This window comes from Chryseobacterium sp. G0201 (assembly GCF_003815655.1).
Lineage (GTDB): Bacteria > Bacteroidota > Bacteroidia > Flavobacteriales > Weeksellaceae > Chryseobacterium.
In genome coordinates this window covers 637,986-662,722 of sequence record NZ_CP033917.1, presented here as the reverse complement: position 1 = coordinate 662,722, position 24,737 = coordinate 637,986, and the positions used below count along the sequence as shown (strand labels likewise).

23 protein-coding genes and 1 tRNA gene are annotated in these 24,737 nt (G+C 34.4%); 8 read left to right on the top strand and 16 right to left on the bottom strand.

Annotated elements, in window-relative coordinates; all coding sequences use genetic code 11:
* Positions 1-89 precede the first annotated feature (89 nt).
* From EG348_RS03000 to thrA, 7 genes are all read right to left on the bottom strand, one after another.
* A tRNA-Cys gene (locus EG348_RS03000) sits at positions 90-160 on the bottom strand.
* A 60-nt stretch (positions 161-220) separates the two neighbouring features.
* The gene (locus EG348_RS02995; protein ID WP_123980540.1) at positions 221-721 is read right to left on the bottom strand and encodes an RDD family protein; all 501 of its coding nucleotides are present in this window, start codon (positions 719-721) and stop codon (positions 221-223) included.
* A gap of 36 nt (positions 722-757) precedes the next feature.
* Positions 758-2,122 carry a DUF4403 family protein gene (locus tag EG348_RS02990; protein WP_123980537.1) on the bottom strand — a complete coding sequence of 455 codons (1,365 nt, stop codon included), beginning with the start codon at positions 2,120-2,122 and terminating at the stop codon, positions 758-760.
* A 37-nt stretch (positions 2,123-2,159) separates the two neighbouring features.
* Positions 2,160-2,528, bottom strand: coding sequence for a dihydroneopterin aldolase (gene folB / locus EG348_RS02985; RefSeq protein WP_123980535.1), 369 nt, complete (start codon positions 2,526-2,528; stop codon positions 2,160-2,162).
* A gap of 5 nt (positions 2,529-2,533) precedes the next feature.
* A complete protein-coding gene (gene thrC / locus EG348_RS02980; RefSeq protein WP_123985011.1) occupies positions 2,534-3,838 on the bottom strand; it encodes a threonine synthase in 1,305 nt (434 codons plus the stop codon).
* A gap of 25 nt (positions 3,839-3,863) precedes the next feature.
* Positions 3,864-4,790: a homoserine kinase gene (locus EG348_RS02975; RefSeq protein ID WP_123980533.1), complete on the bottom strand. Its 927-nt coding sequence runs from the start codon at positions 4,788-4,790 to the stop codon at positions 3,864-3,866.
* 10 nt (positions 4,791-4,800) lie between these two features.
* The gene (gene thrA, locus EG348_RS02970; RefSeq protein WP_123985010.1) at positions 4,801-7,248 is read right to left on the bottom strand and encodes a bifunctional aspartate kinase/homoserine dehydrogenase I; all 2,448 of its coding nucleotides are present in this window, start codon (positions 7,246-7,248) and stop codon (positions 4,801-4,803) included.
* A gap of 61 nt (positions 7,249-7,309) precedes the next feature.
* Here thrA and EG348_RS21615 point away from each other — a divergent pair, with 61 nt between their 5' ends.
* The 4 genes from EG348_RS21615 to EG348_RS02955 all read left to right on the top strand — a co-directional run bounded on the left by EG348_RS21615 (position 7,310) and on the right by EG348_RS02955 (position 8,246).
* Entirely contained in the window at positions 7,310-7,483 is a 174-nt protein-coding gene (locus tag EG348_RS21615) for a hypothetical protein (protein WP_164463245.1), read from the top strand.
* Between the two features lie 80 nt (positions 7,484-7,563).
* Positions 7,564-7,776 (top strand): bacteriocin-like protein, encoded by a 213-nt coding sequence (locus EG348_RS02965; protein WP_123980531.1) that lies wholly within the window; start codon positions 7,564-7,566, stop codon positions 7,774-7,776.
* An 8-nt stretch (positions 7,777-7,784) separates the two neighbouring features.
* The gene (locus EG348_RS02960; protein WP_123980529.1) at positions 7,785-8,006 is read left to right on the top strand and encodes a bacteriocin-like protein; all 222 of its coding nucleotides are present in this window, start codon (positions 7,785-7,787) and stop codon (positions 8,004-8,006) included.
* Positions 8,007-8,060: 54 nt separating this feature from the next.
* On the top strand, positions 8,061-8,246 hold the full coding sequence (locus tag EG348_RS02955) for a hypothetical protein (RefSeq protein ID WP_123980527.1): 186 nt from the start codon (positions 8,061-8,063) through the stop codon (positions 8,244-8,246).
* Between the two features lie 233 nt (positions 8,247-8,479).
* Here the strand turns inward: EG348_RS02955 and EG348_RS21610 are convergent, their stop codons facing one another.
* The 4 genes from EG348_RS21610 to EG348_RS02940 form a co-directional block, all read right to left on the bottom strand.
* Positions 8,480-8,641 (bottom strand): bacteriocin-like protein, encoded by a 162-nt coding sequence (locus EG348_RS21610; RefSeq protein ID WP_164463244.1) that lies wholly within the window; start codon positions 8,639-8,641, stop codon positions 8,480-8,482.
* Positions 8,642-8,706: 65 nt separating this feature from the next.
* Positions 8,707-9,726 (bottom strand): quinolinate synthase NadA, encoded by a 1,020-nt coding sequence (gene nadA / locus EG348_RS02950; RefSeq protein ID WP_123980525.1) that lies wholly within the window; start codon positions 9,724-9,726, stop codon positions 8,707-8,709.
* Between the two features lie 99 nt (positions 9,727-9,825).
* Complete coding sequence (gene gmk, locus EG348_RS02945; protein ID WP_123980523.1) at positions 9,826-10,398, bottom strand: guanylate kinase; 573 nt, start codon at positions 10,396-10,398, stop codon at positions 9,826-9,828.
* A 93-nt stretch (positions 10,399-10,491) separates the two neighbouring features.
* Positions 10,492-11,349 (bottom strand): YicC/YloC family endoribonuclease, encoded by an 858-nt coding sequence (locus tag EG348_RS02940; RefSeq protein WP_123980521.1) that lies wholly within the window; start codon positions 11,347-11,349, stop codon positions 10,492-10,494.
* Positions 11,350-11,576: 227 nt separating this feature from the next.
* Here EG348_RS02940 and miaA point away from each other — a divergent pair, with 227 nt between their 5' ends.
* Positions 11,577-12,497, top strand: a complete 921-nt coding sequence (miaA, locus tag EG348_RS02935) for a tRNA (adenosine(37)-N6)-dimethylallyltransferase MiaA (protein WP_123980519.1) — start codon at positions 11,577-11,579, stop codon at positions 12,495-12,497.
* Positions 12,498-12,850: 353 nt separating this feature from the next.
* On the opposite strand, the gene EG348_RS02930 is transcribed toward miaA, so the two are convergent.
* The 4 genes from EG348_RS02930 to EG348_RS02915 form a co-directional block, all read right to left on the bottom strand.
* Positions 12,851-14,263, bottom strand: coding sequence for an efflux transporter outer membrane subunit (locus EG348_RS02930; RefSeq protein ID WP_123980517.1), 1,413 nt, complete (start codon positions 14,261-14,263; stop codon positions 12,851-12,853).
* 321 nt (positions 14,264-14,584) lie between these two features.
* Entirely contained in the window at positions 14,585-17,767 is a 3,183-nt protein-coding gene (locus tag EG348_RS02925) for an efflux RND transporter permease subunit (RefSeq protein ID WP_123980515.1), read from the bottom strand.
* Positions 17,768-17,812: 45 nt separating this feature from the next.
* Positions 17,813-18,973, bottom strand: coding sequence for an efflux RND transporter periplasmic adaptor subunit (locus tag EG348_RS02920; RefSeq protein ID WP_123980513.1), 1,161 nt, complete (start codon positions 18,971-18,973; stop codon positions 17,813-17,815).
* A 363-nt stretch (positions 18,974-19,336) separates the two neighbouring features.
* Positions 19,337-19,933 (bottom strand): TetR/AcrR family transcriptional regulator, encoded by a 597-nt coding sequence (locus tag EG348_RS02915; RefSeq protein WP_123980511.1) that lies wholly within the window; start codon positions 19,931-19,933, stop codon positions 19,337-19,339.
* A gap of 301 nt (positions 19,934-20,234) precedes the next feature.
* Between EG348_RS02915 and EG348_RS02910 the strand changes: the two genes are divergently transcribed.
* Positions 20,235-20,789: a thioredoxin family protein gene (locus EG348_RS02910; RefSeq protein WP_123980509.1), complete on the top strand. Its 555-nt coding sequence runs from the start codon at positions 20,235-20,237 to the stop codon at positions 20,787-20,789.
* Positions 20,790-21,003: 214 nt separating this feature from the next.
* On the opposite strand, the gene EG348_RS02905 is transcribed toward EG348_RS02910, so the two are convergent.
* Positions 21,004-21,909, bottom strand: coding sequence for an AraC family transcriptional regulator (locus tag EG348_RS02905; RefSeq protein WP_123980507.1), 906 nt, complete (start codon positions 21,907-21,909; stop codon positions 21,004-21,006).
* A gap of 122 nt (positions 21,910-22,031) precedes the next feature.
* Here EG348_RS02905 and EG348_RS02900 point away from each other — a divergent pair, with 122 nt between their 5' ends.
* Positions 22,032-23,261 (top strand): MFS transporter, encoded by a 1,230-nt coding sequence (locus EG348_RS02900; RefSeq protein WP_123980504.1) that lies wholly within the window; start codon positions 22,032-22,034, stop codon positions 23,259-23,261.
* A 2-nt stretch (positions 23,262-23,263) separates the two neighbouring features.
* Entirely contained in the window at positions 23,264-24,736 is a 1,473-nt protein-coding gene (locus EG348_RS02895) for a trehalase family glycosidase (protein WP_123980502.1), read from the top strand.
* Position 24,737 lies beyond the last annotated feature (1 nt).

The window sequence follows — 24,737 nt, the reverse complement described above, 5'->3', positions numbered from 1 at the left end:
TTTTTTTACTTGGTTGAAATTTGGTTGAAACAAATTTAAATAAAAAAACCCTAAACTATTTGTAATCAATAGAATAGGGTTTTGTATCGAGGTACCTAGCGGATTCGAACCGCTGTAGATGGTGTTGCAGACCACTGCCTAGCCGCTCGGCCAAAGTACCATGATTTACCATTTTTGAGGTGTGCAAATATAATAAAATATATTACGCTACAAAATATTTTTAAGCATTTTCTTTCGTGCCAATGCTGTTTATTTCTTCTTTTGCCTGTTTTTCAGCGACATAATTTTTTATATTAATTACTCTTGTATCTGTCCAGTTGTCATGCCATCCATTTCCGCCTCCTAAAAATGAAAGAGCATCAAATGGTACTATTCTACATAAAGTTCTATATAAAACTTGTTGAGTTGTCATATCTACACCATCTGTGCTAATAGCCATAGTATTGGTAATATATTTCCCTACAGTTCTTCCATTTGAATAATTTTCCCATAGAAAGTAGTAAATGAAGCTTACCAAATTTCCGCAAAAAAACTCCCAAAGTAAGCCTCCATTATTATAAAAGTAGAAAAAATTTATTGAGGTATAATTATAAATCCAGACTGAGACAAAGGAAAGGATAGTATTTATGACAATTAAAACAATTAAATCTACAGTGTAATTAACAAATCTGACTCCTGAAGAGGCTCTATTATCTTCAACAATTCTTAAAATTTTTCTCATGGTTTAGTTTATAGTTTTAAATTTAGTTTTTTTAATTTACATTCCGTTGACGATCAGTTTTAAAGTTGCATTAATGTCAATAACGGCGGTAATCCCGGAGGGATTTAGTAGAATATTGGTTGGCTTTAGGCTAAAAACCTTTCCTCTCATATTCAATCCTTTATAATATTCTTTATTAAAGGCTTCCTCAATGCTTTTTCGTGATGTTTCTTCCAATTCTTGAGTAGGAATTCCATATTCTTCTTCAATCATTTTAACAATTTTCCCTTGGAATAAAACGGAAGCCGTTTTTTGAAGAATATTGATAGTTTTTAATTTAAACTTGGTATTAGACAAAACAATTTTTCTTTTTGTTTCATCATACACAGGAACTCCGGAAATAATGGCTTTGCCTTTTACATAACCGTCGGTTTGAGCTTCAATCATGATTTTATTTTCTTCCCCGTACACCCTGATATCAGTAATTTTCACTTTAGAACCTCGTAGATCAAACTCTTTATTCATAAAAGTTTTTCTTGCAATACTCGTAGCCTCCGAAAAAGGAATATTAGCGGTGGTCTGAAGTGAAAATTTATCTGCCAAAACAGGAATTGTATTAAAACTACTCGCTGTTCTTACAGGCTGTGAAGATTCCGGTTTACTGCCTGTGAAGGTTTCAGAATAGACATCAATTCCAATATTGGTGTCAATTTGGTTTCCGTAAAATTTTAATGGAGTTATGTTAATATTGATCGGCGTTACCTTCAGCCACGTATTATATTCTTCAGAAATATTAAAAGGCTGCGTAAAAACATTCCAAGCCATCATTGCGTACTGTTGAAAATTCAACTGTGTAGCCATTTGTTGGTCAAGGGTTTTACAGAATTTTTCCTGTTGTTCCTTTAAACTTTTTTCAACCAAAGAAGTGATCGGGATTTTAATTTTTCCATAATCCAAAACAGGTTTTGTAACCCATTTAAAACCATTGGGTTGCGTATTGGTCACAATAGTCCAGTTATTTTTAAAACTTATAGAAGTGTTGAACGACATCACCGTTTCAAAAGTGGTATTCTGATAGGTATAAACTCCGAAGGTTCCGATACCTTTTTCTGCCCAGATTTTCAATGGAACTTCAATTAATAAATTTTGATTAGTTCCACCAACTACTCGAATGGCACGGGTTTTCCAGACTTTTACTTTAAATTGATCATTATTGTTATCGGTGTAAGAATCATCCTGATAGATGAGGTCTTTCACAGAAGCGTTGATCATATTGTTGATTTCCGAAAGCGGAATAGTCACCGGCATCGTAATGCTGGATTTTATCTTCGGAAAATTATACATCGCCAATTGATTATCAACATTGGTCTGTCCAAAAATATTGATACACGTTAATAGAAATAATATTTTGATGAATTTCAATTTCTTATGTTTTTTAGAATACGAAAATAAGGATATTTTAATTTTCAGGTTTAAAACTTTTTTCCAGTTCAATACTTGCGCCTTTCATTTCGCCTTGCATTGGTGGAGCAGTTTTGGTGATTTTTAATTTAATATAAGAAATCTGAGAAAATTTTTCATGAATTTTTGAAATAATTCTTCCTGCAACATGCTCCAGCAATTTAGATTTAATCTTCATTTCATCATGAACGATCGTGTTGATATCTGCATAACTTATCGTATCATTCAAATCATCCGATTCTGAAGCTTTCCACAAATCCGTGTGAAGTTCCAGATTCATTATATAGTAAGTTCCGATGATATTTTCCTCTGGCAGAACTCCGTGATAGGCATATATTTTTACATCTTCAAGATAGATTTTGCTCATTGCGTTTAATTTTTATCAAGCAAAAATCGTTTTAATTCTTCAAAATCTGCGTTAATTTCTACAGTTTTTTTCTCTTTACTCATTAATTCAGCCAATGATTCCGGAACTTCAATTTTCATGTTAGTAGCTTTTTCCACCGCATCAGGAAACTTTACAGGATGAGCCGTGCCTAGAATAAAGCCTTTTTTACCCGGATTTTCTTCTAAATATTTTTCTAACGAAGCAAAAGCAACCGCGCTGTGAGGTTCCAGCATATATCCGTAATTTTTGTAAACTTTTGAAATGGTTTTTAAAGTTTCATCATCACTAATAGAATACCCTGAAATTGTATTTTTAAGATCATTAAATTGATGGTGAAAAAGTTCTAAAATTCGCGTAAAATTGCTTGGATTTCCAACATCCATAGCATTTGACAGGGTTGCAACAGTATCTTTATATTCTAAATTTTGTGTATTTAAATAATTGGGAACAACATCATTTTCATTACAGGCTGCTATAAAATGTTCCACAGGTAACCCTCTGAAATGTGCCAAAACTCCCGCACAAATATTCCCAAAATTCCCGCTCGGAACACAAATTACAGGATTTTCAGTGTTGATCTTTTGCCATTGTTTTAAAGCTAAAAGGTAGTAAATCTGCTGTGGAAGCCATCTCGCCACATTGATAGAATTAGCTGAAGTTAAAAATAAATTTGAGTTAATTTTTTCATCTGAAAATGCCTGTTTCACCATATTCTGACAGTCATCAAAAGTTCCGTTGACCTCAATGGCGGAAATATTTTCTCCCAATGCAGTCAATTGCTTTTCCTGAACTTGGCTCACTCTGTTTTTTGGATATAAAATAACCACATTTACTCCCGAAGTTTTATAAAAACCATGAGCAACAGCACCGCCTGTATCTCCGGAAGTCGCTACCAAAACAGTAACTTTCTTATTTTCATCCTTTAAAAAATAGGAGAGGCACTGACTCATAAATCGAGCCCCAATATCTTTAAACGCCAGTGTAGGACCATGAAAAAGTTCTAACACAGAAATGTTATCATTGATTTTTTTCAACGGAATCTCAAAATCGATTGTTTCTCTAACTATTTCTTTTAATAATGATTCAGGAATCTCATCACCAACGAAATCTTTCATGCATCTAAATGCAATTTCTTGATCCGAGAATTGATTTAAATTTTCAAAAAAATCTTTTTCAACTTGAGGGATTTTTTCAGGAAAAAACAAACCTTTTTCGTTTCCCTGTCCTTTAATAGTGGCAGTTTTAAAATTAACCTGTTCTTTTTTATCTTTTAAATTATAGTAGATCATTGTCTTGGTTTTAATTGAATTAATTCTAATCTTCATTAATGATTTCAATTCCTGAAGGATTGATTTTTGAGACATACACGAAGCTGTCAATATCAATTTCATCATAAATCGATTTCATCATTTCAGCAATTTTCTGTGCATTTTCTTCCTTTTCTGTCAACATAAAAATAGATGGGCCAGAACCGGAAATTCCACCACCTAAAGCTCCCAATTGTAAGCTTTTTGCTTTAACTTCATCAAATTTCGGAATTAAAATACTTCTTACAGGCTCTATAATAACATCGTTCAGGCTTCTTCCGATCAAAGCATGATCGTTTTTTTCAATTCCGGCTACCAAACCTGCAATATTTCCCCATTGTTGTACGGCGTCTTTCAGTAAAATATTTTTCTTTAAAATTTGTCTCGCATCAGATGTTTTTACTTCAACTTGAGGATGTACGGCTGCAACAAATAGATTGGGACAGTTTAACGGAATAATATCAATAGGATCGGTTGATTTTACTAATGTTATTCCACCTAGAAGGCATGGTGCAATATTGTCTGCATGTCTCACTCCTGAAGCTAATTCTTCTCCAAACATCGCAAAATGGATCAGTTCGTTTTGAGATAAAATATTTCCTAATAAAGCATTCGCTCCAAAGGCAGCTCCGGTGGCGCTAGCCGCACTGGAGCCAAGCCCGCTTCCCGGTTTTATATTTTTATGAATAATCACTTCAAAGCCATTTTTAAGCTTCAAATGCTCCTGAATTTTTAAAAGAACAACTCCGGCAACATTTTCTTCCGCTTTTTCAGGAAGTCCGAAATTATCTGTGTGTTTTATAATGATGTCGGGATTTTCCAATAGTTTAAACTCCATTTCATCATAAGGCTGATTGATCGCCATTCCCAAAATATCGAAACCACAAACCAAATTTGCGACTGTTGCGGGAACTCTTATTTTTATCTTTTTCATATTTTATTATTTAAACTGAACGAACGATATCTGCAAAAACTCCGCTTGCTGTTACTTCCGCGCCTGCACCAGCTCCTTTTACGACTAATGGCTGTTCAGAATAGCGTAAAGTTTTTAGGATGACAATATTGTCTTTGCCATAAAGGTGAAAAAGGTCACTTTCCGGTGCGATGTGCTTTAGTCCGACTTTGGCTTTTCCGCCTTTAAATTCGGCAACATATTTTAAAATTTTGCCATCTTTTTTAGCTTCATCTAAAATCTTTTTAAAATGATCTTCATATTGAACCATCATGCTATAAAAATCATCAACATTCCCTTTCATGCACTCTTCAGGAAGAAATTGGATATTCTCTATTTCATCAAACTGAAGCGGATATCCGGCTTCTCTTGCCAAGATTAAAATTTTACGCGCAACATCTGTTCCTGCCAAATCAAGTCTTGGATCTGGTTCTGTGAAACCTTGTTTTTGTGCTTCGGCTACGACCTCAGAAAATGTTTTGCTTCCATCATAATTATTGAAAACAAAATTTAATGTCCCGCTTAATACAGCTTGGATAGAAGTAATTTGATCACCACTTCTTATCAGGTCATTAATGGTTCCGATAATAGGAAGACCTGCTCCCACATTGGTTTCAAAGAAAAATTTGCAACTGTGGTTTTTAGCAGTATTTTTTAATGATTTATATTTTTCAAAATCAGAGGATGCAGCAATTTTATTGCATGCGATAATATTTATGCTTCTTTTTAATACAGTTTCATACATTTCGGGAACTTCTGTGTTGGCGGTTACATCTACAAAAACGGAGTTTCGAAGGTTTCTTGAAATAATTTCTTCTGCAAATTTATTAATAGAAGCTTTTTCACCATTTTCTAGTTTTTTATTCAATTCATTTTGTGAAATTCCCTTATCTGAAAATGCCATTTTACGGCTATTGGAAATTCCTGCAATTCTTAAATTAATTAACAGATTTTCCTGCAGATATTTATTTTGGTCATAAATCTGCTGGATCAACTTTGAACCTACATTTCCTGTTCCGCAAATATAAAGATGTACCTGTTTTATTTCTGATTCAAAAAACTCTTCATGAAGTACATTTACAGCTTTTTTAATATCTTTTTCTGAGATCACAATGCTGATATTTCGCTCTGAAGAACCTTGAGCAATGGCTCTGATATTGATTCCGTTATTTCCTAAACAACCAAACATTTTGGCGCTAACACCGCTTCGGCTTTTCATATTTTCTCCAACCAGAGCGACAATTGAAAGTCCGGATTCTATTTTTACAGGCGAGATTCTTTTTAATTTTAAATCATCCTCAAAAGAAAAATTGATGGCATTTTCTGCATTAAAAGTATCTTTTTCATTGATCGCAATCGTAATTGAATGTTCTGAAGAACTTTGAGTAATCAGGATTACATTTATTTTTTCATGACTAAGACATTGAAACAGTTTTGCTGAAATGCCGGGAATTCCGACCATTCCGCTGCCTTCTAAAGTAAGAAGGGCGATGTTACTCATATTAGAAATTCCGACTGCGACTTGCTGTTCTTCACCTTCTGAAATTTTAATGTTATGAGATATTAAAGTACCTGAAGCTTCGGGATCAAAAGTATTTTTAATCCTTAAATCAATATTTTTCACCATAACCGGCTGAATTGTTGGCGGATAAAGAACTTTTGCTCCAAAATGAGAAAGTTCCATAGCTTCCTGATAAGAAATTTCAGGAATAGGTTTCGCATTGGGCGAAAGCTTGGGATCTGCAGTCATCATTCCACTTACGTCAGTCCATATTTGGAGTTCTTCTGCATTGAGTAGTGAAGCAAATATTGATGCTGTGTAATCTGATCCGCCTCTTCCCAAGGTTGTCATATTTCCTTTATGATCTTTAGCAATAAAGCCTGGAACTACAATGATTTGATGCTGGTTTTCTTCAAAATATTGAATTAAATTTCTTTCAGTGGCTTCAAAATCAACTTTTGCATTGGTGAAGTTGCTATTTGTGATAATATGATCCGCCGAATTCATCCAGACGGCATCTAATTTTTCAAATTTAAATCTTGCAGCAATAATATTTGAGGATAAAAATTCTCCGTAAGAGGTAATTTTGTCTTTGGTACGACCTGTAAATTCACCTAAAACAAATATGCCGTTGCATAGGTCTTCGATGTCATTAAAATGTTTTTTTACAAAACTCAGCCAAGCACTTTGTTCTAAAATAGGGATAAGTTCTTTTACAAGATTTAAATGTTTTTCTTCAATTATTTTAATAATAGAAATATAGTTATCGTCTTTATTTGATGCTTGTTCGGCTGCTTTTATCAGCTGATCTGTTATGCCATGTAACGCTGAAACTACAACAACTATTTTCTGTGAAGATTCTTTTTTAATGATATTTTCTACTTTCAGAATATTTTCTGAGTTGGCTACAGATGTTCCGCCGAATTTGAGGACTTTCATCATTTTTGATTTTTTGAATTATTGACAATAGAATTTTTCACTCTTTAAAAAAAGAGCACGGATGCCGGTGATGATATGTGAAAATTTACCCCGTTATGGGGTAGTAGTTGTAGCTGTAGAAACAGAAGATACTTCAGAAGTAGAAAACTTCGGAGTAGAAATATCAGATATGTTTCTTGTACATTTCATTGTTGTGAAACAAATGTACAAATTATTTTTAAATAAAAAATTTTAATTAAAAATATTATTTTTCAATATATTGTGATTTATTAGAAATATTTATTAAATTTATAAGCTAAACTAAATCAAATAATTATGAAAAATCTTAAAAAATTAAACAGAAGAAATTTGGAACAAATTAATGGAGCAGGGGTTCCGCCAATTTCACATTGTAACGGATGTCCGACTGGTGCTTTTGGGTCTAATGAGACGCATTCTTGTGAAGCTTACTGGGGACTTCCGGAGACTTGTAGAAAATGTGTTCTTGTTAGCATGGAGTGTTTCGTATCGGTTCAAATATCAAAATAAATAGTACCATGAAAAACTTGAGAAAATTAAACAGACGAAGTTTAGAACAGGTTAATGGAGCTGGAGTTTCACGTTGTGAGGGATGTCCTTCCCATCTGGTTTTTGGACCTGGAGGAGGATGGCCGGATTCCTCTAGTGCTTCTTGTGAAGCCTATTTTGGTTTATCAGAGACCTGTAAAATGTGTGTGATGGTGAGTGTAGATTGCTTTGTTCAAATCTCTGCGATCTAAAAAGTATTGTAAAAACTGAAATTTATATTTTAAACTAAACTAAATCAAAATATTATGAAAAATATAAAAAGAATTAACAGAGAAAATTTGAAATTGATTAATGGTGGTGCAACTTGTAATTATGTATGTCCTCCAGGACCTTACGGACCAGGATTTCCAAAATCATGTGAAGCTTTTGATGCTTTGCCGGCATGTTGTAAATCAAAAGTGTTGGTAAGTATGGATTGCTTTCCTCAATAATAGTTTAGACATCAAAATCAAATACATTATGAAAAATCTAAAAAAATTGTCAAGAATAGAACAAACGAAAATCTAGGGAGGTTTTACACAAGTTCAGATAGACGCATGCGGCGGTGAAGCTTATGTGTGCTTCCGTTCAGGAGGATGGGGATGTTGGCGAAAGCCTGGAGGAACTTGTTATGCACCTATGGTTTAATAAAAAAAAGCACTGTAAAAACAGTGCTTTAATCTTTTTAACAAGGTTCTGGAATGTATTCTCCTTTTGGAACACATATAGGCCATCCTCCACAGCCGATTCCACAAGTTTCGTTGATTTTGCAGTTTAAATTGCAAAATCCACTACCTCCATTTAAATTTTTTAAACTATTTCTGTCTAATTTTTTCAAATTTTTCATATTGAATAATATTTTTATGAGATTCGAATCAAATATAATAAAAATTCAATAGTTAGTGAAAAAAATTATTTTATACTTTTCGAAAGATCTAGCATCGCCTCAATTGGCTTCAGTGCTCTCAAACGAAGTTCTTCGTCGATAAGGATCTCAGGTAATTCATATTTCATACATAAGTACAATTTTTCCATTGTATTACGTTTCATGTAGAAACATTCTGAGCAGTTACAGCTTTCGTCAAAAACTAAAGCAGGAATCAATTCTTTATGTGGCGCACGCTTTCTCATTTCGTGAAGAATTCCTTCCTCTGTTGCAATGATGAATTTCTGGCAATCTTCTTTTTCAACATAGTTGAGAAGAGCAGAAGTAGAGCCAATAAAATGAGCCAATTTCAGCACTGATTCTTCACTTTCAGGGTGAGCAATCAATTTTGCATCAGGATTATCAGCTAATTGTTGAGCAATCCTTTCCATTGAAAATGCTTCATGCACGATGCAGCTTCCGTCCCAAAGGATCATGTCACGACCCGTTTTCTGAGATAAATATCTTCCTAAGTTTTTATCCGGTGCGAAAATAATTGGTCGGTCTTTTGGCAACGCTTCAATCACTGTTTCGGCGTTTGAGCTTGTTACAATAATATCACTTTCAGCTTTTGTTTCAGCGTTACAGTTGATGTAAGTTGCGATCAAAGCATTGGGATGCTGCTCACGCATTTTTCTCAAACCTTCTCCTGAACAGCCGTCTGCCAAAGAGCATCCCGCCATTGTATCGGGAAGAACTACTTTTTTAGTTGGATTCAAGATCTTCGCCGCTTCTGCCATGAAATGTACTCCACAGAATACGATCATATCAGCGTTGGTATCTTTTGCCTGTCTCGCCAATTGCAGAGAATCTCCAAGGAAATCAGCAATATCCTGAATCTCTCCAGGTTGGTAATAATGCGCTAAAATAACCGCATTTTTTTCTTCTTTCAATTTAAGAATAGCTTTCACCAATTCTTCTCCTTGAGGAATTACCAAATCTTTTATATCCAAAAATCCTCTTACAGGAATCGCAGATTTAGCTCTTTCTAATGTTTCGGTACTCATATCAACCTCAATGTTTTTTGATTATAGAAGTTCGATTTTAGAAATTAGAAGTTAGATTCGCTCCGGAATTTGCCGGCATTTTTTACTAACTTCTAATCTCTAACTTCTAGTTTCTTCTATAAATTTTTTTATTAAACTTTCTATTTCTTCTTTTGCAATATCTAAATCGTTATTGATCACGATTTTATCAAATTCTTTTGCGTAAGACATTTCTTCTTCTGCCTTTTCTACGCGGGTTTTGATGGTCTCTGCATCATCAGTGTTTCTGGAAATCAATCTTCGTTCCAATTCTTCAATGGAAGGCGGTTCAATGAAAATAGATAAGGCTTTTTCTCCAAAATACTTTTTTAAAGAAATTCCACCTTTTACATCAACATCAAAAATCACAACTTTCCCCTGATTCCAGATCTTTTCAACTTCAGACTTTAAAGTACCGTAATATTTATCAGTATACACTTCTTCAAATTCTACAAAAGCATCTTCCGAAATTTTCTGTCTGAATTCATCAGGACTTAAAAAATGATAATCCACTGCATGGGCTTCATTTCCTCTCGGTTGTCTTGTCGTGCAAGAAATTGAAAACTGAAGCTCATTAAATATCTCCAAAGAATGCTTTACTAATGTAGTTTTTCCGCTTCCAGACGGCGCTGAAAATATGATAACTTTATTCATTTTTTTTAGTTATGAATGATAAGTTATGAATGATGAGTCATTGAAAATGTGCAAGAAGCAACTTATAACTCATCATTAATAACGTATAACTTTTTACAAAACGTTTAGAGTTTGTTCTTTAATTTTTTCCAAATCATCCTTCATCATCACGACCAATTTTTGGATCTCAGCATGATTGGCTTTTGAACCTAATGTATTGATCTCTCTTCCGATTTCCTGGGAAATAAAACCTAATTTTTTTCCGTTGAAATCTTCATTATCCATTACTTCCTGATAATATTTTAAGTGTTGAGTCAATCTTACTTTTTCCTCAGCAATATCCAATTTCTCTGTGAAATAAGCCATTTCCTGATAGAAACGAGTTTCATCAACGTTTTCAAATTCTTTTAAAGATTTTTGGTAACGCTCTTTCACACTCTGGATTCTCACTTCTTCAAAAGGAATTACTTCGGACAAATATTTGTCGATATTTTTAATATTTTTCTCAAGTTCTTGGTGTAAGGTTTTCCCTTCCGTTTTTCTGAACTCTTCAAACTTGTCAATTGCATTATTAACAATTTTTGCTAAAGATTCCCATTCGCCATCCGTTAATTCATCTGGTCTTGATGTGATGGCATCAGGAAGTCTTACCGCCATTTTAAGGTACTCAAATTCCGGAGCATCCGAAGCAATATTTCGAAGTTCATTCATGTAAGAATCAATCAGTTTTTTATTGATTTTCACATCATTGGATTCTTCAAGATTTTCTATATTGATATAGCAATCCACTTTTCCTCGGATAATTCTATCGTTAAGAATTTTTCTGATCTCGAATTCTTTCTCTTTATAGCGTAACGGTATTTTTATATTTAAATCAAAGCTTTTGCTGTTCAGTGATTTAACATCTACGGTTATTTTTTTTCCTTCAAAAACATCTTCGGCTCTACCGAAACCGGTCATTGATAAAATCATAGTTTTTTATTGTCGTACAAAGATAAACATTTAAGTGTATGTGTTCTCACTATATTCAATTTTAACCACAAAAGTCTCAAAAGAAAAGTTTAAAAATATTTAGTTTTCAAAAGAGAAAAAAAGTTTACGTTCCACTTTTTTTGAGCTTTTAAATATCTAAAAATCAAAGAAAGTCTTTTATGACTTTTGTGGTTAAAACAAAAAATCAATTTTCGTAAATTAGCGCTGTGAAAAAGAAAAACTTAATTTCTGTTGTAGGTCCCACCGGAATTGGAAAAACAAGATTGGCAATTGATTTGGCCAACCATTTCAGCACAGAGATCATTTCCTGTGATTCTCGCCAATTTTTTAAGGAAATGAAAATCGGTACCGCTTCGCCTTCGCAGGAAGAATTAGAGCAAGCAACTCATCATTTTATTGGAAATCTTTCGGTTCAGGAATATTATTCTATCGGGCAATATGAGGAAGATGCCTTAAAAAAACTCAAAGAACTTTTCAAAAAATATGATACCGTGATTTTGGTTGGCGGAAGCATGATGTATGAAAAAGCGGTGATTGAAGGGCTGAATGATTTACCTGAAGCTAATGAAGAAAATCAAAGCAAACTCCAAAAGATTCTGGATAACGAAGGAATTGAAAAATTACAGGAAATCCTGAAAGAACTCGATCCTCAGTATTTTGCGGTAGTAGATTTTCACAATCATCGAAGACTTTTCCGATCTATTGATGTTATTTGGCAAACGAATAAAAAATATTCTGAATTAATTGCTGTTTCACAAGATTCAAGAGATTTCAATGTGATCCGAATCGGAATTGAAGCTCCACGAGAAGAACTGTACGACAGAATCAACAGGAGAGTGGATATTATGATGGAAAAAGGCTTGTTGGAGGAAGCAGAAGGTTTGGAGAAATTCAAAGGATTGACCGCTTTAAATACGGTTGGATATGCAGAATTATTCAAATATTTTGATGGAGAATGGGATTTGGATTTTGCCGTTTCTGAAATCAAGAAAAACAGCCGAAGATATGCAAAACGTCAACTGACTTGGTATAGAAAAGCGGATGATATTCATTATTTGCAATTAGGATATTCTCAGGAGGATTTTGATGGCTTGATTGAGTATATTAATCGGGAAATTGGCGAGTAATTTATTTAACGCAAAGATTTATTTTTAATTCTGAATATTTTAAGGAGCAAAGAATTGAATCAATAAAATTGATTCTTACAAAGCTATCTTTATCAGCGACTTTGTCGCTTTTCTTTGCACCTTAAAATTATTACTCTTTTATATTAAACCTTTGCGTTTAAAAATAAATTCAATCTTAATGGTTCAATTGTCATTCTGACGAAGGAAGAATCTTTACAAACATAGCTTAGATTCCGCGCTTCACTGCGTTTCGCTCTGAATGACAGTGCGAACGGCAAATAGGCAACTCAATTTAAAACAAAAAAAAGTGCGATTCCGAAAAACCGCACTTCAAACAATATTAATTTAATTTACTACTTCCAACCGCCACCTAGAGCTCGGTATAAATCTACAATACTGCTTAATCTCTGTCTTTTTACGGACGCAAGATTCAATTCAGCCTGTAGAGAATTTCCCTGAGCTGTAATTACTTCCAGGTAATTTGCCATTCCGCCTTTATAAAGCATTTCGGCACTTTTAATTCCGTTTTTCAACGTTGCAACTTGTTCTGTTGCTTTCTGTTCCTGAACTTTTAAACTTTCATTTGAAACCAAAGCATCAGAAACTTCACCTACTGCATTCAAAACAGATTGACGGAACGCCAAAACGTTTTTCTCTCTCTGAATTTTAGCAACATTTAAATCTGTTTTCAATTGTCTTTTCTGGAAAATAGGCTGAGTTAATCCTCCCAACACAGATCCGAATAATGAAGCCGGAATCTGAAACCAGTTATCAATTTTAAATGAATTTACGCCACCGTTAGCTGTGATTTTCAATGCCGGATACATATTTGCCTGAGCAATTCCGACCATTGAATTGGATTCCAACAATACCAATTCCTGTTGACGAACATCCGGACGACGGCTTACCATCGCTGCAGGAAGTCCTGTAGAAATATTTTGAGGTAATGAAGTGTCGGACATTTCGATGGTTCTGGTCACTTTATTTGGATTCTCACCCACCAAAATACTCAATGCATTTTCCTGAATGGCAATATTTTGTTCCAATTGAGTGATCAAAAGTTCCGTAGATTGCTTCTGAGCAGTTGCCTGCTGAACGCCCAATGAAGTTGTATCACCACTTTGCCACATCTTTTCTGTGATAGACAAGGTGTTATTGCTTAATTCTAAATTAGATTTTGCAATATTCATTTGTTTGTCAAGCATCAACAAATTATAATAACCTTGAGCAATTGCTGCAACGACTTGCGTCTGAATTGCTTTTGTAGCTTCATAAGTCTGCAGATACTGCATTCTTGAAACCTCTTGTTGATTTTTAATTTTACCCCAAATATCAGCTTCCCAAGAGAGATTGAAGGCTGCGTTGTAATCTTCAACATGGCTTTGCCCTAAAAATAGATTTAAGCTTTGTCCATTCATACTGTTTTTTGACGGTTTTGAAATCTGCGCTGAAACTCCGAAACCAACATCCGGATATTGAAGATATTTCGCCTGTTTCAGTCTTTCCTGTGAAGAAGCGACTTGTTTTAAAGCAATTTGTAGATCGTAATTATTTTTAATTCCTTTTTCAATCAAACCTTGTAAAATAGGGTCGCTGAAAAATTGTTTCCATTCCAGATTGGCAACACTTGCTGTATCTGCCGTTGCTGTGTATTGGAATTTCTCTGGAAGCTCAAGCTCCGGTTCTGTATATGCCAATTTGGAGACACATGAAACCGAGCCTATAGCCAATATAAATGTGAGAAAAATATTCTTTATTCTTTTCATATGAAGATATTTATTTTTATTAAAAGGTTACATGTAATCGCTGGGTTTTATTGAAATTTTCGTTTCCAAGTGATGGCGATTTCATAGTTTTTAAACTTTTAATTGAATACAAAACTTTGAGAGGTTTTATTTTAAAACAAAGATGTCTTTAGTAGGAGAAAATACTTTGCTTTTTATGATAGTAGTTTGAATAGTTGCTTCTCTATTTTTTGTTTTGACCACAGATTTCACGGATTTTCACAGATGATTGTGTTTATTTGTGAAAATATTTGTGTTGTTTGTGGTTAAGCCAAATCTCTCAAAGTTTGTAGTTCATTTTTATTAATGAGCAGTTGCTAAAAGTTCTTCCTGTTGTTTTTGTTTTAACAGTCTTTTTTGTTTTCTGCTTGGCATTTTTTCATGTAAATATTGGAAGATCACATACATCACCGGAATGATGAAAATCCCGAATACAACTCCTGTAAACATCCCTCCAACTGTACTGATACCGATAGAGTGGTTACCTTTTGCCGCCGCACCCTGCGTCCAAACTAATGGAAGCATACCGATGATAAAGGCAAATGAGGTCATCAAAATTGGTCTTAGACGTAATCTTGAAGCCTGAAGAGCAGATTCAATTAATGATTTTCCTGCTTTTCTTCTTTGTACGGCAAATTCTACAATCAGAATCGCGTTTTTGGCTAATAATCCGACGAGCATAATCAATCCAACCTGAACGTAAATATTATTATCAATTCCTGCTAATCCTGTGAAAGCAAATACTCCGAAAATTCCTGTAGGAACCGTCAAAATAACCGCAAACGGCAGAATGTAACTTTCATACTGAGCTGCCAATAAGAAGTATACGAATAAGATACTTAACATGAATACAAAAGCTGTTTGTCCACCAGTTTTGATCTCTTCACGGGTAATACCTGTCCATTCGTAACCGTAACCTCTTGGAAGTGATTGTTTTGCTACTTCTTCAACTGCTTTAATCGCATCTCCTGTACTATAACCAGGTTTTGGAGTTCCGTTAATGGTAACAGCGTTGAATAAGTTGTTTCTTGTCACAGTTTCAGGTCCGAAGGTTCTTTTTAAAGTCACTAAAGTCTTTACAGGAACCATTTCGCCTGTATTATTTTTAACATAAATTCCTTCCAGAGAATTCGCATCCGTACGATAAGGAACATCTGCCTGAGCCATTACTCTGTAGTATTTCCCGAATCTGTTGAAATCTGAAACGAAGCTACTTCCGTAATAAATCTGCATCGTCTGCATCAATTCTGTTATAGAAACTCCCAATTGATTGGCTTTATCAGCATTAACATCAATTGTATATTGCGGATTTCCGGCCGCATACGTTGTAAAGGCAAATGCAATTTCCGGACGTTTCATTAATTCTCCGATAAACGCCTGAGTGGTAGTCCCCAATTGCTCGAAAGAACCGTTGGTTTTATCCTGAAGCATAAATTCAAACCCTGAAACGTTACCAAAACCTTGTACCGTAGGGAAGTTGAAGAAGAATGCGTTGGCATCTTTCACCTGGGCTACTTTTCCGGTCAATGCAGCTGCAATTTGGTCTGGATCTTTCATATCGCCACGTTTGTCATAATCTTTCAGTTTAATAAAACCTGCAGAATAAGGAGAAGCGTTAGCGTTACTGATGAAGTTCATTCCATCGGCTACCCAAAGGTGATTGGTGGCTTTTTCACCATTTACAATCTTATCGATTTGTTCTGTCGCTCTGTGCGTTCTTTCCAATGAACTTCCCGGAGGTGTATTTACTGCATACAAAACGAAACCTTGATCTTCGGTAGGAATAAATCCTGTCGGAGCTTTATTAATTAAGAAAATACTTGCAGCAATAATAAGCGCTAAACCTGAAACGGCTACCCACTTGTTTTTAATTAAAAATTTAAGGCTGTAAATATATTTTCTGGTCATTTTGTTGAAACTTGCATTAAATGCATTGAAAAATTTAGCTCCAAAACCTTTTCTATGACCGTGTTCGCCATGTTCTCCCTGAGGATCATTTAATAATAATGCACATAAAGCCGGACTTAATGTTAATGCATTAACTGCTGAAATCATGATCGCAATTACCAATGTAAAGGCAAACTGTCTGTAGAAAACTCCCGCAGGACCCTGCATGAAACCAACCGGAATAAATACCGCACACATCACCAATGTAATCGAAATAATGGCACCGGAAATTTCACTCATCGAATTCGTAGTCGCTTGTTCTACAGGCATTCCTGTCTGCTCCATTTTGGAATGGACGGCTTCAACGACGACAATTGCATCATCCACCACAATACCAATGGCGAGTACTAATGCGAACAATGTCAACATATTAATACTGAAACCAAATAATTGAAGGAAGAAGAACGTACCGATAATCGCAACCGGAACCGCAATTGCAGGAATTAATGTAGATCTAAAATCCTGAAGGAAAATATATACTACAATAAATACCAGAATAAATGCAATCACTAAAGTTTCAACAACCTGATGAATAGACGCATCCAAGAAATCTTTAGAGTTGTACATGATGATCGGTTTTACTCCTTTTGGAAGCGTTGTTGAAAACTGATCAACCTGTTTTTCAATTTCAGTTAAAATTTCGTTCGCGTTTGAACCTGCAGTTTGTAAGATGGCAAAACCTGCAACCGGTTTCCCGTCAACTCTGTTCGCTGCTGTGTAAGTATATGAACCGAATTCTACTCTTGCAAGATCTTTCAATCTTAAAAATGAACCGTCATTATTGGCTTTAATGGCGATGTTTTCGTAGTCTTCGTTTTTGTTTAATTTACCTTTATACTTTAAAATATATTCGTAAGTTTCTTTACTTCCCTGTCCAAGACGTCCTGGAGCAGCTTCAAGGTTATGGTCTTTGATAGCCGCCAAAACTTCCTGTGGAGAAAGACCATTAGCTGCTAATCTGTCTGGTTTTAACCAAATTCTCATCGAGTAATCTCTAGTTCCGAAAACCTGAGCCTGTGCAACCCCCGGAATACGCTGAATTTGAGGAATTACATTGATTTTAAGGTAATTCTGTAAGAAAAGCTCATCATATTGCTTTGGATCATCACTGGATAATCCCATGAACATGATCATACTGTTCTGAACTTTCTGCGTTGAGATTCCCGCCTGTACAACTTCTTGCGGAAGCTGGCTCATCGCTTTTGATACACGGTTTTGAACGTTTACCGCAGCGTTATCAGGGTCTGAACCTTGTTTGAAAAATACACTCAAGGTCATTGATCCGTCGTTACTTGAGTTGGAGGTCATGTACGTCATGTTCTCCACTCCATTCACCGCTTCTTCAATAGGAACCGCTACCGAACGGGCAACAACTTCTGCATTCGCTCCCGGATAAAATGCCGTCACCTGAACACTTGGAGGTGCAATATCCGGAAATAAGGTCACCGGAAGGTTGAAAACCGACATCGCTCCCAAGAGTAAGAGTATGATGGAGATGACCGTTGAAAGTACCGGTCTTTCTATAAATTGTTTTAACATAAGAAGTTTATTTTTTTAAGTCTTCTGTTTTTTTGAAAAGGATTGTTACAAAGGTTTTGCTCTCAAAAGGCTATCAGAAGAAATAACTTTTGGCTTAATGGCAACACCGTCTTTCAATGCTCCGATTCCTGTAAATACGATTTTATCTCCGACAGCAAGTCCTTCTGAAATGAAGTAATAGCTGTCTGTTTTTCCAGAGATTTTTACAGGTTTTCCGGTTACTTTTTTATCCTTTCCAACTACATAAACGTAGGTTTTGTCCTGGATTTCAAAAGTTGCTTCCTGTGGAATAACAAGTGTACTTGTGAATAACTGAGGCATACGAACTCTACCAGTATTTCCTGTTCTCAATGTTCCGTTTGCATTCGGGAACACGGCGCGAACGCTGATTGCTCCTGTACTTTTGTCAAACTGTCCGTCAACAATGCTCATTTTACCTTTTTCAGGATACGTACTGTTGTCTGCGATAACCAAATCTACCATCGGCATGTTTTTCAGTTTCTCGTTTAAAGTTGCTCCGGGATATTTATTTTGAAAAGCAATAAAATCCAGTTCGCTTAAAGAGAAATACGCATAAATTTCGCTGATATCAGATAATAAAGTCAATGGACTTGGGTCTGTTCTTGAAATTAGGCTTCCTTTTTTGTAAGGAATTCTTCCAATGTATCCGCTAACCGGCGCTGTGATCGTAGTAAAGCCTACATTGATTCTAGCTCCGCCAACAGAAGCTTTTGCCTGAGCTGCTGCCGCAACAGCTGCTGCGTAATTTGCTTTTGCAGTTTTCATCTGAACATCAGAAACTACTTTTGCGCTTACCAAAGGCTGAAGTCTGTCAACCTCAACTTTAGCTTTCTGAATGTTTGCATTGGCAACCTGTAAATTGGCTTGTGCCATATTCATTTGCTCACCATAAGCTCTTGAATCTATTTTAAATAAAGGTTGTCCGGCTTTTACATAAGCACCTTCCTCTACATAAATTCTATCTAAATATCCGTCAACCTGAGATCTTATCTCTACATTATTTTTTCCTTCTAAAGCTGTCGGGAATTCCTGATAAACTGTTGCAGGAGATGTAATTACGGTATAAACTGGCAATTCTGGTGCAGGTGGAGCAGCGTTTGATCCTTCGGCTGCCTTGGTGCAATTCTGTAAAAGGATAATACTTGAAATTAGTATGATAATCCTTGTTTTTGCAAGTGTTTTCATTTTAAGTTTAAATTTTTAATGAAGTGTTAGATTAAGTAGTATTGTTTTTAATTTAAATTCCGTTATTTTTCCTAACAGTGTTAATGATTAGTTCAAAAAAAATTACAGAATTCTTAATATTGAGTAAATTATTGTCTACATGATTATAATTTTTTTAATGTTGATTTTAAATGTATAAATGATGTGCCTGGTGTTATTTTTCCTAACAGTGTTAATGGTAAGGAAAGAAAATTACATAAAGTAATGCTATGAAATTAGTCTTCATTTTAAAGTTTTTTCTTTTTTAATTTAAATAAAATTGAATAATGTTAATTATTCCATGTTACTTTTCCTAACGGTGTTAATTTTTAGTTCAAAAAAAATTTACAAAGATTTAACAAAAGCCGAAACCGTTTCGTCTAATGTAGTTTTATTCATTGTAGAAGGGATATCATCGTTACGCATCATCATAATAGAGATCAAACCATGTACAGCCGAAAATAATGCGTGAGACATGTGACAAGCATTATCCGGATTAGATCCGTTTTTCTTGATGATCTCATAAGTGCAATCGTAGATCATATCCTGAAACGAAGAAAATTCTTCTTTCATAAGACCTTTTCCACTGCATTGCATCCCAAGACCAAACATTAATTGATAATATTCTTTATTCTTAAAAGCAAACTTCCAATATGCATCAACTATTGCAGTTAATTGTTCTTCGGGAGTATCATGCTTTTTCTGAGCTTTTAATAATTCTATGTGTAAACAGTGAAAACCATTCAGTGAAATTTCATACAGAATAGCTTCTTTGTTCTCAAAATAATCGTAAACTACTGGAGCACTGTATTCTATAGCGTCTGCAATTTTACGGATTGAAAGCGAGGCCCAACCTTCCGTTTTAGCCAAAGAAAAAGCCGCATCCAAAATATTGGCACGTATTGATTCTTTTTCTCTTTGACGACGTTCATGTAAGCCCATGATTTTTTATTTTACTAACAGTGTTAGCAAAACTACAAACTTTTAAGTATATCTTCCAAATGTATTTTACTATTTAAGACTGGCTAAAGATTTTAAAGTAATTTTATAAATAGGTGAATGCAGTAAAAATGGGAGTTTAAGGAGATGATTTTGAAATTATTGTAAAAATTAATAGGATAAATAGCCTGAGTCGATTGAATTATAAATGTTTTTAAATTGCGTAACTTCTTTCTTTCCGCTTCAAGCTTCCTTACCTATATAATAAAAGAAATATTTATCTTTGTGCCTAAATAAAAAAGATATGAATACTCCCTCAAATATGATCGCATTAGGAACAAAAGCTCCTTTTTTTGAGCTTCCGAACCCTTCAAAAAGTAATGAAATCCAATCATTGGATGATTTGAAAGGTAAAAAAGGAACATTGGTTATCTTTATGTGCAACCATTGCCCGTTCGTTCTTCATGTAATTGATAAATTGAATGAATTATATGAAGACTATAATGAAAGAGGAATAGAATTCATTGCGATCAATGCTAATAATGTAGAAAAATATCCGGCTGACTCTCCGGAGAAAATGATTGAATTCCAAATTGAAAAAAACTTTGACTTTCCTTATTTATATGACGAAAGCCAGGCAATTGCAAAAGCTTACGAAGCTGCATGTACACCGGATTTCTTCTTCTTTGATGAGAAATTAGACCTCATCTACAGAGGACAAATGGATGATTCAAGACCTGGAAACAATAAAGATGTTACAGGTGAAGATCTTATTATTGCTTTCGAAAATCTGTTATTAGGTGAACCTCAGGAAGAGCTTCAAAGACCGAGCATGGGTTGTAATATTAAATGGAAATAATTTTTCATTTTGTTTAAAATATATAAAGCTGTTCTATTATCGAACAGCTTTTTTGTTTAAAATTGTTAACAAATTATTTTTACTAGAATGATCTACTGTAACTATCTGTTTATATAGGTTTTGTGTAGATTTTAATAAGTTTAAATTTATTACTTTTTATTGGGTTGAAAAGTTATCAACATGGTTATCCACAAAGTTATCCACAATTTTAGTCTTAAAAACTAGCCTTAATTTTAACCTTATTTTCAACCTTTGAATCTACATCGACCTTACCAGGAGAATAATTTTTAATAAACTCAGAAGGTGTTTTCTGCGTATATTTTTTAAACATTCTGTTAAAGTAAGTTACATTATTAAAACCGCAGCTGTAACTGCATTCAGAAATACTTTTATCTTGAGCCATTAACAAACAAGCCTTATTAATACGATATCTATTCACAAATTCAGTAAAAGTAATCTGTGTAGCTTTTTTGAAAAAATTACAGAAAGCGGGAAGGGTGAGATTCGCCAGTTTTGCAACATCTTCAATATTAATTTCTTTGTCATAATTATGTTCTACAAAGGTGAAAATATTTTCCAGACGGGTTTTATTTCTTGAAATAATCGTGTACGGCATAATTTCCTTGTTTAAAAGCTCATAATCAGTACATTTTGAAAGCTCGAAAAGAATTTCTAACAACAATAAATATCTTTTATAACCTTCACATTCCAACATTAATTTTAACCTTGGAAGCATTGCTTTTTTGATCTTGGTATGAAATTGAATGCCATATTTTGAAAGTTCCAACAAGTTTTTAATAGATCTCGCTTCAACTTCCTGTTGCGGAAACTGCAGAATCTCTTCCTTGAACTGTAAAACAATTTCCTCGTGAGGATCAATAGAGTTTAAACCGAATCCGGAATGCGGAATATTGGAACCAATCAATACCAAATCACCATTGGTGTAATTACTTTTATGATAGCCGACATGGCGCGTTCCGTTCCCCGAAATGATACACACGAGCTCAATTTCCGGATGATAATGGTACTCCCATTTGAATTCTGAAATAGGAGAATTATTGTGAATTGTGCGAAAAGAGCTCTTTTCATCGGGGATCACTCGTTCAAATGTAACTTTCATTCAGTTAATCGTATTTTATCGTCTAAAATAATAATTATATTAATATAGTTCAAATATTCATTTACTGTGTTAAATTAACGTTAACATAAATGCTTCTATCTTAGCCACCAAGAAATTATTTAATGAAAAATTTCAACATAAAGGCGGTTTTGTTTTTAAATTATTTCGTTTTCGCAATTCTTTTGAATTCTGTGGGAACGGTAATATTACAAATGCAGCAAAATTTCGGTATTTCGAAATCTTCTGCAAGTGTTTTGGAAGGTTTTAAAGATCTTCCGATTGCTATTTGTTCGTTCATTTTAGCATCTTTTTTACCAAAGATTGGTATTAAAAAATCAATGTTGATCGCTTTATTTTTGGTGAGTTGCATGTGTTTTGTAATGCCTTTTTCTAATGAGTTCTGGTTTTTCAAATTGCTATTTACGATTGTCGGAATTTCTTTCGCTTTGATTAAAATTTCGGTTTTCACATCCATCGGATTGGTGACGAATACAGATAAAGAACACTCAAGTTTTATGGGATATCTGGAAGGATTTTTCATGATCGGAGTGTTGGTTGGAAATGTTTTATTCAGCTTATTTATCGACGACCATAACCCAAAATCTACACATTGGCTGAATGTTTATTGGGTATTAGGTGCACTTTCGACATTATCATTTTTATTTCTTTTCTTTTCTAAGTTGAATGAAAATGAAGCAAAAAGCGAAAAAACAGACTTGCTTGGAGATTTGAGAAACAGCGCAAGTTTATTCAGTTACAGAAAAGTATTGTTCTTTTTATTATGTGCTTTTCTTTTTGTGTTGGTAGAGCAGAGCTTTCAAACATGGACACCAACTTTTTATAAAGAAATCCTAAAAGTTCCGACTTCGATGAGTATTCAGGCGGGTGCGGTTTTGGCGGGAGCTTTTGCGTTAGGAAGATTTTTATCGGGTTTTTTCTCGAAAAAATTTAGCTGGATTTACGTTGTTTCCTTTTGTGTGATTGGTTTTGCAATAAGTATTTTGTTGGTTTTACCATTAACTCACAATATTCATATTGATACAGGAACGACTTGGCTGAATGCTCCATTGGTTGTGTATTTATTTCCATTAATGGGCGGTTTATTGGCTCCAATTTATCCAAGTATCAACTCTGTGATCTTAGCATCAATTCCAAAATATTTACACAGTGCAATGTCTGGTTTGATTGTCGTTTTTTCTGCAATCGGAGGAACGATTGGTTCGATAATCACAGGTTTGGTATTTGAAAAATTTAGCGGACAACAGGCGTTTTACCTTTCATTAATTCCACTTTCAATGTTGATCGTTTCAGCAATTTTCATGAATAAATTAAAAATAAATCCTAAAAAATAAAAATGAGTAATCAACTTTACATAAACGAAATTCAGGCTCTTTTTGATGATGTTCAAAGATCTAAAGTTTTTGAAGATCAAAAGATGATGACAGATGCGGTTCCATTATTTTCTATTTCTGAAATTAATTCAAAATATGATAAGGAAAAAGATACAGAAAGTTTTGATTTAAAAGCTTTTGTGATGTCAAATTTCGATTTTTTGGGCGCTAAAATTTCGATTAAGAGAGAAAAACAGTTGCCAATTAACGAACATATCGAAAAACTTTGGGAGGAACTGACAAGAACTGCTTACGAAGAAAGAGGAACATTATTAAAACTTCCAAAACCTTATGTAGTTCCAGGCGGGCGTTTCAACGAGTTTTTCTATTGGGACAGTTATTTTATCATGCTTGGATTACAGGTTTCGGGAAGAGTTGAAATGATGGAAAATATCATTGAAAACTGTTCTTATTTAATTCAAACCGTAGGATTTGTTCCGAATGCGAGCAGAACTCATTTTTTAAGCCGTTCCCAGCCACCGTATTTTTCTTTGATGCTTGATTTGCTTTTTGAAACAACAAAAGACGAAAATATTTATATCAAATATCACGATACACTGGAAAAAGAATATGCTTTCTGGATGAATGGTGAAGAAGGCTTGGAAAATGGTTCTAATACAAAGAGAGTTGTCAAAACTAAAGACGGCGATATTTTAAACCGTTATTATGATGCTGAAAATGTACCTCGTCCCGAAAGTTATTTAATTGATATTGAAGACAGCGAAAATACAGGAGACGAATTTTACAGAAATATAAGAAGCGCCTGCGAATCTGGTTGGGATTTTTCAAGCAGATGGTTTGCAGATGGAGAAACGATACAAACAATAGAAACTCTGAATCTTGCTGAGGTTGATGTCAACTGTCTTATATGGCATTTGGAAAAAACATTGGCGAGATCTTCAGCGCTACAGAATTTAACAGAAAAGGAGATTTACTTTACTCAAAGAGCGGTAAAGCGAAGACAGATGATCGATAAATACTTTTGGGATGAAAACATGTATAAAGATTATCACACAAAAAAACACACAACAACACCGTCTGAACATATTGCTGCTCTTTATCCTTTATTTCTTGGTTTGGCCAGTGACGAACAGGCGAAATCTGTTGCAAAAAATATAGAAGAAAAGTTCTTGTATCAAGGCGGATTGGTTACTACAACCAAAAACTCAGGGCAACAATGGGATTTACCGAATGCTTGGGCACCGTATCAATGGTTAGGTTTTAAATCAATGAAAAATTATGGATTTGATGATCTGGCCGAGAAAATTAAAAATAACTGGTGTGCTAATGTAGAACGAGTTTACAAGAACACCGGAAAATTAATGGAAAAATACAATGCTCTGGATACAGAAACCATTGCAGGTGGCGGAGAATATCCTAATCAGGACGGTTTTGGCTGGACGAACGGTGTTTATTTAAAATTAAAACAAAATTAAA

Excerpts from the sequence above, each read along its gene's own strand:
- EG348_RS02910 (WP_123980509.1), top strand. The coding sequence starts at position 20,235 with ATGAATACTCCCTCAAATATGATCGCATTAGGAACAAAAGCTCCTTTT.
- nadA (WP_123980525.1), bottom strand. The coding sequence starts at position 9,726 with ATGAGTACCGAAACATTAGAAAGAGCTAAATCTGCGATTCCTGTAAGA.
- EG348_RS02940 (WP_123980521.1), bottom strand. The coding sequence starts at position 11,349 with ATGATTTTATCAATGACCGGTTTCGGTAGAGCCGAAGATGTTTTTGAA.
- EG348_RS02900 (WP_123980504.1), top strand. The coding sequence starts at position 22,032 with ATGAAAAATTTCAACATAAAGGCGGTTTTGTTTTTAAATTATTTCGTT.
- thrA (WP_123985010.1), bottom strand. The coding sequence starts at position 7,248 with ATGAAAGTCCTCAAATTCGGCGGAACATCTGTAGCCAACTCAGAAAAT.
- EG348_RS21610 (WP_164463244.1), bottom strand. The coding sequence starts at position 8,641 with ATGAAAAATTTGAAAAAATTAGACAGAAATAGTTTAAAAAATTTAAAT.
- EG348_RS02920 (WP_123980513.1), bottom strand. The coding sequence starts at position 18,973 with ATGAAAACACTTGCAAAAACAAGGATTATCATACTAATTTCAAGTATT.
- EG348_RS02955 (WP_123980527.1), top strand. The coding sequence starts at position 8,061 with ATGAAAAATATAAAAAGAATTAACAGAGAAAATTTGAAATTGATTAAT.
- EG348_RS21615 (WP_164463245.1), top strand. The coding sequence starts at position 7,310 with ATGCCGGTGATGATATGTGAAAATTTACCCCGTTATGGGGTAGTAGTT.
- EG348_RS02995 (WP_123980540.1), bottom strand. The coding sequence starts at position 721 with ATGAGAAAAATTTTAAGAATTGTTGAAGATAATAGAGCCTCTTCAGGA.
- EG348_RS02975 (WP_123980533.1), bottom strand. The coding sequence starts at position 4,790 with ATGAAAAAGATAAAAATAAGAGTTCCCGCAACAGTCGCAAATTTGGTT.
- EG348_RS02925 (WP_123980515.1), bottom strand. The coding sequence starts at position 17,767 with ATGTTAAAACAATTTATAGAAAGACCGGTACTTTCAACGGTCATCTCC.
- EG348_RS02965 (WP_123980531.1), top strand. The coding sequence starts at position 7,564 with ATGAAAAATCTTAAAAAATTAAACAGAAGAAATTTGGAACAAATTAAT.
- EG348_RS02930 (WP_123980517.1), bottom strand. The coding sequence starts at position 14,263 with ATGAAAAGAATAAAGAATATTTTTCTCACATTTATATTGGCTATAGGC.
- EG348_RS02915 (WP_123980511.1), bottom strand. The coding sequence starts at position 19,933 with ATGGGCTTACATGAACGTCGTCAAAGAGAAAAAGAATCAATACGTGCC.
- EG348_RS02905 (WP_123980507.1), bottom strand. The coding sequence starts at position 21,909 with ATGAAAGTTACATTTGAACGAGTGATCCCCGATGAAAAGAGCTCTTTT.
- EG348_RS02895 (WP_123980502.1), top strand. The coding sequence starts at position 23,264 with ATGAGTAATCAACTTTACATAAACGAAATTCAGGCTCTTTTTGATGAT.
- folB (WP_123980535.1), bottom strand. The coding sequence starts at position 2,528 with ATGAGCAAAATCTATCTTGAAGATGTAAAAATATATGCCTATCACGGA.
- EG348_RS02960 (WP_123980529.1), top strand. The coding sequence starts at position 7,785 with ATGAAAAACTTGAGAAAATTAAACAGACGAAGTTTAGAACAGGTTAAT.
- gmk (WP_123980523.1), bottom strand. The coding sequence starts at position 10,398 with ATGAATAAAGTTATCATATTTTCAGCGCCGTCTGGAAGCGGAAAAACT.
- thrC (WP_123985011.1), bottom strand. The coding sequence starts at position 3,838 with ATGATCTACTATAATTTAAAAGATAAAAAAGAACAGGTTAATTTTAAA.